The 13,192-nt window shown below is 69.0% G+C and carries 10 protein-coding genes and 2 pseudogenes; 9 read left to right on the forward strand and 3 right to left on the reverse strand.

Annotated elements, in window-relative coordinates; genetic code table 11:
- The 4 genes and pseudogenes from A5697_RS17825 to A5697_RS17840 all read left to right on the forward strand — a co-directional run.
- Positions 1 to 362 (forward strand): annotated as a pseudogene (locus A5697_RS17825) (signal recognition particle-docking protein FtsY); the annotation flags it as partial.
- 184 nt (positions 363 to 546) lie between these two features.
- Complete coding sequence (locus tag A5697_RS17830; protein WP_067944912.1) at positions 547 to 1,938, forward strand: ammonium transporter; 1,392 nt, start codon at positions 547 to 549, stop codon at positions 1,936 to 1,938.
- A complete protein-coding gene (glnB, locus tag A5697_RS17835) occupies positions 1,935 to 2,273 on the forward strand; it encodes a nitrogen regulatory protein P-II (protein WP_066952569.1) in 339 nt (112 codons plus the stop codon). Before A5697_RS17830 ends, glnB begins: the two co-directional genes overlap by 4 nt.
- Before the next feature lie 36 nt (positions 2,274 to 2,309).
- A complete protein-coding gene (locus tag A5697_RS17840) occupies positions 2,310 to 4,769 on the forward strand; it encodes a [protein-PII] uridylyltransferase (RefSeq protein WP_082953462.1) in 2,460 nt (819 codons plus the stop codon).
- Between the two features lie 5 nt (positions 4,770 to 4,774).
- On the opposite strand, the gene A5697_RS17845 is transcribed toward A5697_RS17840, so the two are convergent.
- Both A5697_RS17845 and A5697_RS17850 read right to left on the reverse strand, forming a co-directional pair.
- The gene (locus A5697_RS17845; protein ID WP_067944916.1) at positions 4,775 to 6,505 is read right to left on the reverse strand and encodes a DEAD/DEAH box helicase; all 1,731 of its coding nucleotides are present in this window, start codon (positions 6,503 to 6,505) and stop codon (positions 4,775 to 4,777) included.
- Positions 6,506 to 6,609: 104 nt separating this feature from the next.
- On the reverse strand, positions 6,610 to 7,404 hold the full coding sequence (locus tag A5697_RS17850) for an alpha/beta hydrolase (protein ID WP_068011552.1): 795 nt from the start codon (positions 7,402 to 7,404) through the stop codon (positions 6,610 to 6,612).
- Positions 7,405 to 7,601: 197 nt separating this feature from the next.
- Here A5697_RS17850 and ffh point away from each other — a divergent pair, with 197 nt between their 5' ends.
- From ffh to A5697_RS17870, 4 genes are all read left to right on the forward strand, one after another.
- The gene (gene ffh / locus A5697_RS17855) at positions 7,602 to 9,158 is read left to right on the forward strand and encodes a signal recognition particle protein (protein WP_068011548.1); all 1,557 of its coding nucleotides are present in this window, start codon (positions 7,602 to 7,604) and stop codon (positions 9,156 to 9,158) included.
- A 75-nt stretch (positions 9,159 to 9,233) separates the two neighbouring features.
- Positions 9,234 to 10,313 carry an amidohydrolase family protein gene (locus A5697_RS17860; RefSeq protein ID WP_156673347.1) on the forward strand — a complete coding sequence of 360 codons (1,080 nt, stop codon included), beginning with the start codon at positions 9,234 to 9,236 and terminating at the stop codon, positions 10,311 to 10,313.
- 61 nt (positions 10,314 to 10,374) lie between these two features.
- Positions 10,375 to 12,204, forward strand: a complete 1,830-nt coding sequence (locus A5697_RS17865) for an amidohydrolase family protein (RefSeq protein WP_068011550.1) — start codon at positions 10,375 to 10,377, stop codon at positions 12,202 to 12,204.
- A gap of 1 nt (position 12,205) precedes the next feature.
- Positions 12,206 to 12,814, forward strand: a complete 609-nt coding sequence (locus A5697_RS17870; RefSeq protein ID WP_068011551.1) for a TetR/AcrR family transcriptional regulator — start codon at positions 12,206 to 12,208, stop codon at positions 12,812 to 12,814.
- Here the strand turns inward: A5697_RS17870 and A5697_RS27310 are convergent, their stop codons facing one another.
- Positions 12,815 to 13,015: a hypothetical protein gene (locus tag A5697_RS27310; protein WP_369806125.1), complete on the reverse strand. Its 201-nt coding sequence runs from the start codon at positions 13,013 to 13,015 to the stop codon at positions 12,815 to 12,817.
- Between A5697_RS27310 and A5697_RS17875 the strand changes: the two are divergent.
- Positions 12,972 to 13,192, forward strand: a pseudogene (locus tag A5697_RS17875) (D-alanyl-D-alanine carboxypeptidase); the annotation flags it as partial. The gene A5697_RS27310 and the pseudogene A5697_RS17875 sit on opposite strands and share 44 nt — an antisense overlap.

Here is a 13,192-nt window from a genome sequence, read left to right on the forward strand (position 1 = left end):
CCTCGGGCGCCGACGTGGTGCTCATCGACACCGCCGGCCGGCTGCACACCAAGGTCGGGCTGATGGACGAGCTCGACAAGGTCAAGCGCGTGGTTACCCGACGCGCCGCGGTCGACGAGGTGCTGCTGGTGCTCGACGCCACCATCGGGCAGAACGGGCTGGCCCAGGCGCGGGTGTTCGCCGAGGTCGTCGAGATCACCGGCGCCGTGCTGACCAAGCTGGACGGTACGGCCAAGGGCGGCATCGTATTCCGCGTCCAACAAGAGCTCGGGGTGCCGGTGAAACTGGTCGGGCTCGGGGAAGGTCCCGACGATCTGGCGCCGTTCGAGCCGGGCGCCTTCGTCGACGCCCTGCTCGGCTGAAACCCCTTACACGGCGAGCGGGACGTTAATACCGCCGAAACACGGTGGCCCCACTGCGGAAACAACCATTGCGCATGGTTCTCGCAGGCCACAGGCGTCGCCTGACGGCCATTCATGTCCGACCGGAGGTGAGCGAGTGGCATTCCCGCAATTGGGCCAACCAGACACAGGCGATACCGCCTGGATGTTGGCGAGTTCCGCGCTAGTGCTGTTGATGACGCCGGGTCTTGCGTTCTTCTACGGCGGCATGGTGCGCACCAGAAGCGTGCTCAACATGATCATGATGAGCATCAGCGCCATGGGCGTGGTGACCGTGCTCTGGGTGCTCTACGGCTACTCGATGTCGTTCGGTGACGACCGGGGCGGCGTCGTGGGCAATCCGACCGATTACTGGGGCCTGGCAAAACTTATCGGCGGCAACGCCGTCAAGGCGGACCCGAGCAAGGGCGTCACGCAGGTCGACATCCCGCTGGCCGGCACCATGCCCGCCACCGTGTTCGTGGCCTTCCAGCTGATGTTCGCGATCATCACCGTCGCGCTGATCTCGGGCGCGGTGGCCGATCGGCTCAAGTTCACCGCCTGGCTGGTGTTCGCCGGGCTGTGGGCGACGCTGGTCTACTTCCCCGTCGCGCACTGGGTGTTCGCCGCCGACGGCTTCGCGTCCGAGCACGGCGGGTGGATCAACAACAAGCTGCATGCAATCGACTTCGCCGGAGGGACAGCGGTCCATATCAACTCCGGTGTGGCCGGCCTGGCGCTGGCGATCGTCCTGGGCAAGCGCCGCGGGTGGCCCACCACGCTGTTCCGGCCGCACAACCTGCCTTTCGTGATGCTGGGCGCCGGCTTGCTGTGGTTCGGCTGGTTCGGGTTCAACGCCGGCTCGGCGACCACCTCGAACGGCTCCGCCGGTGCGACCTTCATGACCACCACAGTCGCCACCGCCACGGCCATGCTCGCGTGGCTGCTGACGGAGCGCATCCGCGACGGGAAGCCCACGACGCTTGGAGCGGCGTCCGGCATCGTCGCCGGGCTGGTGGCGATCACGCCGTCCTGCTCGTCGGTCAACGTGCTGGGTGCGATCGTCGTCGGCGCGGTGGCCGGAGTGGTGTGCGCGCTGGCGGTCGGGCTGAAGTTCAAGTTCGGCTTCGACGACTCGCTCGACGTGGTCGGGGTGCACATGATCGGCGGTCTGGCGGGCACTTTGCTGGTCGGCCTGCTCGCCGCGCCGGAATCCACGGCGATCAACGGTGTCGCAGGGGTGTCGAAGGGGTTGTTCTACGGCGGCGGCTGGGCCCAGCTGGAACGCCAGGCCGTCGGCGCCTTCGCGGTACTGTTCTACTCCGGCATCGTCACGCTGATCTTGGCCTTGATCCTCAAGTACACGATCGGGTTGCGTGTCCCTGCCGAAGAAGAATCAACCGGCATCGACGAGTCCGAGCACGCGGAGAGCGCGTACGATTTCGGGACGATCGGTGGGCAGGGGTCCGTTCTCCCGGCGGCGCGGATTCCGGTGGATGACCGCAACGGCCTGGAGGAGGACCGAGTGGGCGACAAGGTGGAGGCAGAGCAGGCATGAAGCTAGTCACCGCAATTGTGAAGCCGTTCACCCTCGATGACGTGAAGACCAGCCTCGAGGACGCGGGCGTCCTGGGCATGACGGTCAGCGAAATTCAGGGGTACGGGCGGCAGAAGGGCCACACCGAGGTTTACCGGGGTGCTGAGTACTCGGTGGATTTCGTGCCGAAGGTGCGAATCGAGGTCGTGGTCGACGATTCCATCGTGGACAAGGTCGTGGACAGCATCGTCCGGGCGGCGCGCACCGGCAAGATCGGTGACGGCAAGGTCTGGGTCACCCCCGTGGAAACCATTGTGCGTGTCCGCACGGGTGAACGCGGAACCGATGCCCTCTGACCGTAGCCACACATCGCTGAACCGGGCCGGGAGGGCATGACAAGCCCGCCCGACAGGTCATCTGAAGCGGGGACAGGAAGCGCCGGCGGGGCAGCCGATTTGGCTGCCTCGCGGCGCCAACTGCTGTCAGAGGGCAGTCACCTCGGCGCCGCGGAGCTCCGGAAAGCCTGGCTGGAGCTTCACGAATCCTGGCTGGTCGCCAAGGCCGACGAGATCGGCATCGCCGATGACAGCGGTTTCGCGATCGTCGGAGTCGGTGGCCTGGGCCGCCGCGAGCTGCTGCCGTATTCGGATCTCGACCTGATGCTGTTGCACGACAACAAGTCTGACGCGGAGTTGCAGCGGGTCGCCGACGGGTTGTGGTATCCGCTGTGGGACGCCAACGTTCGGCTCGACCACAGCGTGCGGACGGTATCGGGCGCCCTCGGCGTCGCCAACAGCGACCTGGTGGCCGCGCTGGGCATGCTGGACGCCCGCCACATCGCCGGGGACGAGCGGCTGTCGGCGGAGTTGATCGACGGGGCGCGGCGCCAGTGGCGCAGCGCAATCCGGTCCCGCATGGACGAGCTCGTCGCCATGACATATGAACGCTGGCAACGGTGTTGGCGCATCGCGCAGCGGGCCGAACCGGACCTGAAATCGGGGCGCGGCGGGCTGCGCGACGTCCAACTGCTCGACGCGCTGGGCGTCGCGCAGCTGATCGACCGCCACGGCATGGGTCATCCGGACGCGCCCGGCGGATCCCTGAACGCCGCGTACCTCACGTTGCTCGATGTCCGCACCGAACTGCACCGGGTGTCCAAGCGCGGACTCGATCAACTGCTGGCGCAGTTCGCCGACGAGGTCAGCGCCGCGTTGGGCGTCGGGGACCGATTTGCGTTGTCCCGCATGCTCTCCAGCGTCAGCCGCACCATCGCCTACCACGCCGAAACCGGCCTGCGGACCGCGCAGAACGCGCTGCCCCGACGCGGCCTCACCGCCTTGGTGCGGCGCCCGAAGCGGCGACCGCTGGACGAGGGGGTGGTCGAGTACGACGGCGAGGTGGTGCTCGCCCGCGACGCCCAACCCCAAACCGACGCCGGGTTGGTGTTGCGAGTCGCGGCCGCGTCGGCGGACACCGGCCTGCCGATCGGCGCCGGCACGCTCAAACGACTCGCCGACAGTGTCCCGGACTTGCCGTCGCCATGGCCGCGGGAGGCGCTGGACGACCTGCTGGTCGTGCTGCTGGCCGGGCCCACGGCGGTGAACACGATCGAGTCGCTGGACCGCACCGGCCTGTGGGGCCGCCTCTTCCCGGAATGGGACGCGGTGCGCGACCTTCCGCCGCGCGACGTCTCGCACAAGTGGACCGTCGACCGTCACATCGTCGAAACCACCGTCAACGCAGCCCCGCTCACCACCCGCGTGGCGCGATCCGACCTACTCGCGCTCGGCGCGCTGCTGCACGACATCGGCAAGGGACGCGGCACGGACCACTGTGTGCTCGGCGCGGAATTGACCATCCCGATCGGCGACCGGCTGGGGCTGTCGGCGCAGGACACCGACACGCTCGCGGGCATGGTCCGCCACCATCTCCTGCTGCCGATAACGGCGACCCGAAGCGATCTCAACGATCCCAAGACCATCGAGTCGGTGGCCGCGGCCCTGCACGGCGACCCGCAACTGCTCGAGCTCCTGCACGCGCTGGCCGAGGCGGATTCGAAGGCCACCGGTCCTGGGGTGTGGAGCGACTGGAAGGCGTCGTTGATCGAGGACCTGGTCCGTCGCTGCCGGCTGGTGATGGCGGGAGAGCCGCTCCCGGAGGCCGCACCTATTGCGCCCCACTATCTTTCGCTGGCGGCCGGCCGCGGTGTGCACGTGGAGCTGCACCCCGGCGACCGCGAGCGTCTGACCGCGGTGATGCTCGCGCCGAACCAGCGCGGGCTGGTGTCGAAAGCCGCGGCGGTGCTGGCGGTGAACTCCCTGCGAATCCATTCGGCGTTGGCCAACATTCACGACGGCGTGGCGATCGTGGAGTTCGTCGTGTCTCCGGTGTTCGGCTCGCCGCCCGAATCAGGCTTGCTGCGCCAGCAATTCGTCGGCGCCCTGGCCGGGGACCTCGACGTCCTCGGCACGCTGGAGAGGCGCGACAGCGACGCGGTCAGCGCCGCCACGGCGCGGGCCGGTGAGATTCAGGCCGGGGTGCCCGTCACCCGGTCGACCGCCCCGCCGCGCATCCTGTGGCTCGACACGGCGACCGCCGGCCAGTTGATCTTCGAAGTCCGCGCCATGGATCGGTTGGGTCTGCTGGCGCTGTTGACCCGCGCGCTGGAACGCGCGGGATCCGACATCGCCTGGGCCAAGGTCAACACGTTCGGCTCCACCGCGGCCGACGTCTTCTGCGTGACGGTGCCGGCCCAGGGCGAGCGCGACGCGCGAGCCGCGATCGAGCAGAACCTGCTCGCCGTGCTGGGCGGCCCCACGGTCGAAGTGCTGCAGGAGCCGGTCGGCGACTAGCGGGCTCAGGCGTGCTCGGCGTTGAGACGCCGCAGGGCTTCGATGCGGTCCTGGATCTGCTCACGGGTCGCGGCGGCGATCGGTGGGCCCCCGCAACGACGGCGAAGTTCGCTGTGAATCCAGCCGTGCGGCTTGCCGGTGCGGTGATGGGTGGCCGACACCAGGGAGTTGAGCTCGCGGCGCAGCTCGCGCAGTTGGCCATGCATCGACGGGGGCCCCGGCACGGCGGCCGGCGCGCCCTGCGCGGCCCGCCGCTGGAGCTGCTCGTCCTGCCGGCGGTGCAGCAGCGCCCGCATCTGATCGGCGTCGAGCAACCCGGGGATGCCGAGGTAGTCGGCCTCCTCGTCGCTTCCGGCCGGCGCGGCCGTGCCGAACGACGACCCGTCGAAGATGACCTGATCCAGCTCCGCGTCCGCGCCCAGTGAGGTGAAGCCGTTGTCGGTCTCGGTCTTTTCGGTCTGCGTCCGGACGGCGGGATCACCGTCGAGGGGATCGTCGTCGGGGCGGTGCGGTTCCCCCAGCACGTGGTTGCGCTGCGCCTCCAGCTCGCTGGCGAGCTGCAGCAGGTTGGGGACCGACGGCAGGAAGATGCTGGCGGTCTCGCCAGCCCGGCGCGATCGCACGAAGCGGCCGATGGCCTGCGCGAAGAACAGGGGAGTGGAGGCGCTGGTGGCGTAGATGCCGACCGAGAGCCGGGGCACGTCGACGCCTTCGGAGACCATGCGCACCGCCACCAGCCACCGGCTGGTGCCGGCGGCGAATTCGCTGATGCGCGCGGACGATCCGGGATCGTCGGACAGCACCACCGTCGGCGCCTCCGAGGTAAGCCTCGTCAGCAGGGCGGCGTAGGCGCGGGCCGCGGTGCGGTCGGAGGCGATGATCATGCCGCCGGCGTCGGGCACGTGCTCGCGCTTCTGGCGCAGCCGCTGATCGGCGGCCGCGATCACCGCGGGCATCCATTCGCCCGCCGGGTCGAGTGCCGTGCGCCAGGCCCGCGCCGTGTGCTCGGCGGTCAGCGGCTCGCCCAGTCGCGCGGCGTGCTCGGCGCCGGCGCTGTCCCGCCAGCGCGCCTCCCCGGAGTAGGCCAGGAACACCACCGGCCGGACCACGCCGTCGGCGAGGGCCTCGGCGTAGCCGTAGGTGTGGTCGGCATGCGAACGGCGCACCCCGTCGGCGCCCGATTCGTAGGACACGAACGGGATGGGGCTGTCGTCGCTGCGAAAGGGCGTGCCGGTCAGGGCGAGCCGGCGCGTCGCATCGCCGAAGGCCTCGCGGATGGCGTCACCCCAGGTCTTGGCGTCACCGCCGTGGTGGATCTCGTCGAAGACCACCAGCGTCTTGCGCTGCTCGGTGCGCACCCGGTGCAGCGTCGGATGCGCCGCGACCTGAGCGTAGGTGACCATCACGCCGTGGTACTCGCCCGACATCAGGGCATGGGAGTTGGAGAACTTCGGGTCCAGGGCGATGCCGTGCCGTGCGGCGGCCTGGGCCCACTGCACCTTGAGGTGCTCGGTGGGCACCACGACTGTGATTTGCTCGACGACACGCTGGCTGAGCAGTTCCGCGGCCACCCGCAAGGCGAAGGTCGTCTTCCCGGACCCCGGGGTCGCGACGGCCAGGAAGTCGCGCGGTTGGCCGGCCAAATATTTGACCAACGCCCGGCGCTGCCAGCCACGCAGCGCCCGGCCGCTGTCGTCGACGGAGCTCTCCGTGCGAGCGAGCGGTTGCACGGACATTTCCCCCCGTTTTGTTGTAATTGTCGACGGACCAGCGTGGTGAAGCGGTGGACGTGAAATCTAGCACGCCAACGCTTTTCGGCGCAGTAACGACTCGGATGCGGTTACCGTGGCGCGCCCGCGAGGTCGCGGGTTTGCAGCCACCCGTGGATGCGTTGCGCGACGTCAGCCCATCCCGGCTCGAGCATCATGTTGTGACCCATCGGGAAGAATTCCGGTTCGGTCGCATACGCGCGCGCCGTGGCGCGCACATCGCCGACGCTGACGAAGCCGTCGTACTCCGCGCCGAGGACCAGCATCGGCGTGGTCACCCGCCGGGTTCTGACGCGGCGGACCATCGGATCGGTCATCGCGGCGCGGATGCTCTCGGCCCCGGCGCGTTGTCTGCAGGATTCGACGACCGCTTCGGGCGTGTCGGCGCAGAAGAGGTACTCCCGTGCCAGCGCCGGGGTGGCGAGGAATTTCAGCAGCGTGGGGTCGCTCCAGGCTTCCATCGTCATCGATGGCCGGCGACGCCAGACGCGCACCGCCAACCTGAGCACGCCCTGCGGAGGCACGGAGCCGACCAGGACTGCCGCCGGGGCGCTGCGCGTTTCGAGGTGGCGCTGGATGACGAAGCCACCCAGCGAATGGCCGATCAGTACGGGGCCGCCGCCCAGTTCGTCGGCCACCGAACGGAGGTCGTCGATGTAGTCCGCGATGGAAACCTTGTGAAGCGGCTTGGTCGTCGGGCTGCCGCCGTGTCCCCGCAGGCTCATCGCGACCGCGCGGTAACCCGCTTCGGCGAAGAAGTCCAGGAAATGCTCCCAGCACCACGCGCCGTGCCAGCCGCCGTGCACGAAGAGCAGCGGCACCGGATGGTCCCGGCTGCACGATCCTTTGTCGATCACCTCGAGCATGTCGACCATTCAAACCCGTTCGCCGGTTTGGCGAGACTGAAACTACGCACACCTTTACCGGCGTGTCGGGTGCGTAGTTGCAGTGTCGCGGTCGACGGGCGGCGCTAAGCCGGCCGAACCGCCGAGCCACTAGACCTGATGAGTGGTACCTGCCGCGCCCGGCTTCGCCGCGCTTGCAGTGCCACTAGGCTGGCGGGGTGTTTGAATCGCTGTCCGACCGGTTGACCGGTGCCCTTCAGGGCTTACGCGGCAAGGGTCGACTGACCGACGCCGACATCGAGGCCACCACCCGCGAGATCCGGCTGGCGCTGCTGGAAGCCGACGTGTCGCTGCCCGTGGTGCGCGCGTTCGTGGGCCGGATCAAGGACCGCGCCCGGGGCGCCGAGGTCTCCGGTGCCCTCAACCCGGCGCAGCAGGTCGTCAAGATCGTCAACGAAGAGCTCATCGGCATCCTGGGTGGCGAGACCCGCCAGCTGGCCTTCGCCAAGACGCCGCCGACCGTGGTGATGCTCGCCGGTCTGCAGGGTTCCGGTAAGACCTCGCTGGCCGGCAAGCTGGCCGCCTGGCTGCGCGGCCAGGGGCACACCCCGCTGCTGGTGGCGTGCGACCTGCAGCGGCCCGCCGCGGTGAACCAGCTGCAAGTCGTCGGTGAGCGCGCCGGGGTGCCGGTGTTCGCGCCCCATCCCGGCGAGTCCCCCGAGTCGGGGCCCGGCGACCCGGTCGCCGTCGCGGCCGCCGGTCTCGCCGAAGCCCGGGCGAAGCACCACGACGTCGTGATCGTCGACACCGCCGGCCGGCTGGGCATCGACGACGAACTGATGGCCCAGGCCGCGGCCATCCGCGACGCCGTCAATCCCGACGAAGTGTTGTTCGTGCTGGACGCGATGATCGGCCAGGACGCCGTCACCACCGCGGAGGCGTTCCGCGAGGGCGTCGGCTTCACCGGGGTGGTGCTGACCAAGCTCGACGGTGACGCCCGCGGTGGTGCCGCGTTGTCGGTCCGCGAGGTGACCGGCGTCCCAATCCTTTTCGCCTCCACCGGCGAGAAGCTCGAGGACTTCGACGTCTTCCACCCCGACCGGATGGCCAGCCGCATCCTGGGCATGGGCGACGTGCTGAGCCTGATCGAACAGGCCGAGCAGGTGTTCGACGCCGAGCAGGCCGAGGCCGCCGCGGCCAAGATCGGCACCGGCGAGCTGACGCTGGAGGACTTCCTCGAGCAGATGCTCGCCATCCGCAAGATGGGTCCGATCGGCAACCTGCTGGGCATGCTGCCCGGGGCCGGACAAATGAAGGACGCGCTGGCCCAGGTCGACGACAAGCAACTCGACCGCCTGCAGGCCATCATCCGCGGCATGACGCCCGAAGAGCGGGCCGACCCGAAGATCATCAACGCGTCGCGGCGGCTGCGCATCGCCAACGGGTCCGGCGTCTCGGTGTCCGAGGTGAACCAGCTGGTGGACCGCTTCTTCGAGGCCCGCAAGATGATGTCGTCGATGCTCGGCGGCATGGGCATCCCGGGAATGGGTCGCAAGTCGGCGACCCGAAAGGCCAAGGGCGGCAAGGGCAAGAAGGGCAAGAAGGGCGGTCGGGGCCCGACGCCGCCTAAGGCCAGGAACCCGCTGGGCGCCGGGATGCCGGGCATGCCGGCCGGGTTCCCCGACCTGTCGCACATGCCCGAGGGTCTCAACGAGCTGCCGCCCGGGCTGGCGGACTTCGACCTGTCCAAGCTCAAGTTCCCCGGCAAGCCGTGACGATCGCGAGCGCGGCGAAGCCGGGCGAAGCGGATCGTCACCATCGGGCCGGCAAGAATTAGCAGCGCCGTGCGCATGCACGTGCGAGGTGTCGGGCTGCCGGACGAGACCCCAACCGAGCTGTGGATCGTCGACGGGCGCATCAGCACCGAACCGGTCGCGGGGGCCGACACCGTCTTTGACGGTGGCTGGGTCATTCCCGGCCTGGTGGACGCGCATTGCCACGTCGGACTCGGCGAGCACGGAGAGATTCCGCTGGACGAGGCGATCGCCCAGGCCGAGATCGAGCGTGACGTCGGTGCGCTGCTGTTGCGAGACTGCGGCTCACCCACCGACACCCGCAGCCTCGACGATCACGAGGATCTGCCGCGCATCATCCGCGCCGGAAAACATCTGGCCCGGCCCAAGCGGTATGCGGCGGGATTCTCGCGCGAGCTGGAAGACGAGTGGCAACTGCCCGAGGCGGTCGCGGAAGAGGCGCGCCGCGGCGATGGCTGGATCAAGCTGGTCGGCGACTGGATCGATCGCAGCGTCGGCGATCTCGCCCCGCTGTGGTCCGACGACGTGCTCAAGGCCGCCATCGACACCGCGCACGCCCACGGCGCACGGGTCACCGCGCACGTCTTCAGCGAGGACGCGCTGCCGGGGCTGGTCAAGGCCGGCATCGACTGCATCGAACACGGCACCGGCCTGACCGATGACACCATCGCGCTGATGGTCGAGCACGGAACCGTCCTGGTCCCCACGCTGGTCAACATCGTCGAGAATTTCCCGGGCATCGCCGATGCCGCCGCCGCGAAGTATCCGACCTACGCCGCTCACATGCGCGACCTGCACGCTCGTGGCCTGTCGCGGATCGCCGCGGCCCGCGAAGCGGGCGTGCCGATCTACGCCGGCAGTGATGCCGGCACGATGGTCGCGCCCGGGCGCATCGCCGACGAGATCGAGGCGCTCAAGGGCATCGGATTGAGCCCCACCGATGCGTTGGGCGCGGGGTGCTGGGACGCCCGTCGCTGGCTGGGTCGCCCCGGGCTCGATCACGGCGCGTCGGCCGACCTGCTGTGCTACGCGGACGACCCGCGGTCGGGCCCGGCCGTCCTGCACCGTCCTGACCTGGTGATTTTGCGCGGCAACGCGTTCCGTCCCCCGGCCTAGCCGGCGCGGGGCCGACGAAGCGGACACGCCGGCCAGTAAAGATTGCGAGTGCTTGCTATCTATGTTACGGTCCGTGTCACCACGACGACTGGAGGCAAAAGTGGCTTACGACGTGATCATTCGCGACGGGCTGTGGTTCGACGGCACCGGCAGCGCGCCCCAGACCCGCACGCTGGGCATTCGCGACGGCGTGGTGGCCGCGGTGTCGGACGGGTCGCTGGACGAGACGGGGTGTCCCGAGGTGATCGACGCCGCCGGCAAATGGATCGTGCCGGGCTTCATCGACGTGCACACCCACTACGACGCCGAGGTGCTGCTGGATCCGGGTCTGCGGGAGTCCGTGCGGCACGGTGTCACCACCGTGTTGCTGGGCAACTGCTCGTTGTCGACGGTCTACGCGAGCTCCGAGGACGCCGCCGACCTCTTCAGCCGGGTCGAGGCCGTGCCGCGCGAATTCGTCTACGGCGCTTTGCAAAACAAGACCTGGTCGTCCGCGGCCGAATACATCAAGGCGATCGACGCCCTGCCGCTCGGGCCGAATATCGGCTCGCTGCTTGGCCATTCGGATCTGCGGACCGCGGTGATGGGCCTCGATCGGGCCACCGACGCCACCGTGCAGCCCACCGACGCCGAAGTGGAGCGGATGGCGGCCCTGCTCGACGAGGCGCTCGACGCCGGGGTGCTCGGCATGTCGGGGATGGACGCGGCCATCGACAAGCTCGACGGCGAGCGTTTCCGGTCGCGGGCGTTGCCGTCCACCTTCGCGACCTGGCGCGAGCGGCGCAGGCTGATCAAGGTGCTGCGCAAGCGCGGCCGCATTCTGCAGAGCGCCCCCGATGTGGCCAAGCCGTCGACCGGGATGCTCTTCTTCCTGGCGAGCAGCCGAATCCTTAACCGAGGCAAGGGTGTTCGCATGAGCATGCTGGTGTCCGCCGATGCCAAGTCGATGCCACTGTCGGTCTACGTCTTCGGCCCGGGCACCCGTCTGCTGAACAAGCTGCTGGGGTCTCAAGTGCGCTTCCAGCATCTGCCGGTGCCGTTCGAGTTGTACTCCGACGGAATCGATCTTCCGGTCTTCGAGGAGTTCGGCGCCGGGACGGCCGCCCTGCACCTGCGGGACCATTTGGAGCGCAACGAATTGCTGGCCGACAAGGAATACCGCCGGAAGTTCCGCAGGGAGTTCGACCGGATCAAACTCGGGCCGTCGTTGTGGCACCGCGACTTCCACGACGCGGTCATCGTCGAATGCCCCGATGAGTCGTTGATAGGCAAGAGCTTCGGGGCCATCGCCGACGAGCGCAAGCTGCACCCGCTCGACGCGTTCCTGGACGTGCTCGTCGAGAACGGCGAACGCAACGTCCGGTGGACGACCGTCGTGGCCAACCACCGCCCCAAGCTGCTCAACGCGCTCGCCAACGAGGGCAGCGTGCACATGGGCTTCTCGGATGCCGGTGCCCACCTGCGCAACATGGCGTTCTACAACTTCCCGGTCAAGCTGCTCAAGCGGGCCCGGGACGCACAGCGGGCCGGCGCACCGTTCATGTCCATCGAGCGCGCGGTGCATCGCCTGACCGGCGAATTGGGGGAGTGGTTCGGCGTCGACGCCGGCACGCTGCGGCAGGGCGACCGCGCGGACTTCGTGGTGATCGACCCGGCCGGCCTCAACGAAGCGGTCGAGGGCTACTACGAGGACGAGGTGCCGTTCTACGGCGGCCTGCGGCGCATGGTCAATCGCAACGACGACGCCGTCGTCGCGACGGGTGTGGGCGGCGCGGTCGTCTTCCGCGCGGGCCAGTTCCGCGACGGCTACGGCCGGACCGTGAAATCGGGCCGCTATCTGCGTGCGGGCCAGCGGCACCGGGACCAGAGCGCCCTGAAAATCGGAGGCTGACGTGGCCAGAACCCAGCAGCAGCGCCGGGAAGAGACCGTGGGACGGCTTCTCGACGCCTGCATCGACACCATCATCGAGGTCGGATACGCCCGGGCGTCGGCCGCCGTTATCACCAAGCGCGCGGGGGTATCCGTGGGCGCCCTGTTCCGGCACTTCGAGACGATGGGCGACTTCATGGCGGCCACGGCATCCGAAGTGCTGCGTCGTCAGCTCGAGACGTTCACCAAGCGGGTCGCCGAAATACCGGCCGATCGGCCGGCGCTCGAAGCCGCCCTGGCGATACTCCGTGACATCACCGCCGCCCCGAGCAACGCCGTGCTGTACGAACTGCTCGTCGCGGCGCGCACCGACGAAAAGCTCAGGGCCACTTTGCAAACCGAACTGCGCCAGTACTCGGCGAAGATTCACGACGCCGCCCGTACGCTGCCCGGAGCCGAAAGCTTCCCCGAGGAGACGTTCCCGGTCCTGGTCGCGTTGCTGACCAACGTGTTCGACGGGGCCGCGGTGGTGGAGGGGGTGTTGCCGCAGCCGCAGATCGCCGAGCAACGGATCCCGATGCTGATGACGCTGCTGTCGGCGGCGGCGCCGGACGCCGGCCCGGCGGAATAGCTACAGCGAGCCGATGCTGGACTGCGGGCTTTGCGCGAAACCCCAGTCGAACAACGTCGCCGCCTGGTCCCAGTACGTCGGTCCACCCTCTTTGATCAGGCCGTACATCATGGCGATGACCAGCCGGCGGCCACCGCGGGCGGCGGCCCCGACGAACGTCTTGCGGGCCGCGTTGGTGAACCCGGTGTTCGCGCAGATCACGGCCGAGCCGTCGGCGATGTTCCCCGGCGATAACGGCGATCACCCGATCACCAACCAGGACGAGCTGTTGCAGCGCTACCCCGGCGCGATCGGCGGCAAGACCGGGTTCACCAACGCGGCCCGCAAGACGTTCGTCGGGGCCGCCGCCCGCGGTGGCCGCCGGCTGGTCATCGCCAT

The organism is Mycobacterium sp. E3251 (assembly GCF_001666835.1).
Taxonomy (GTDB): domain Bacteria; phylum Actinomycetota; class Actinomycetes; order Mycobacteriales; family Mycobacteriaceae; genus Mycobacterium.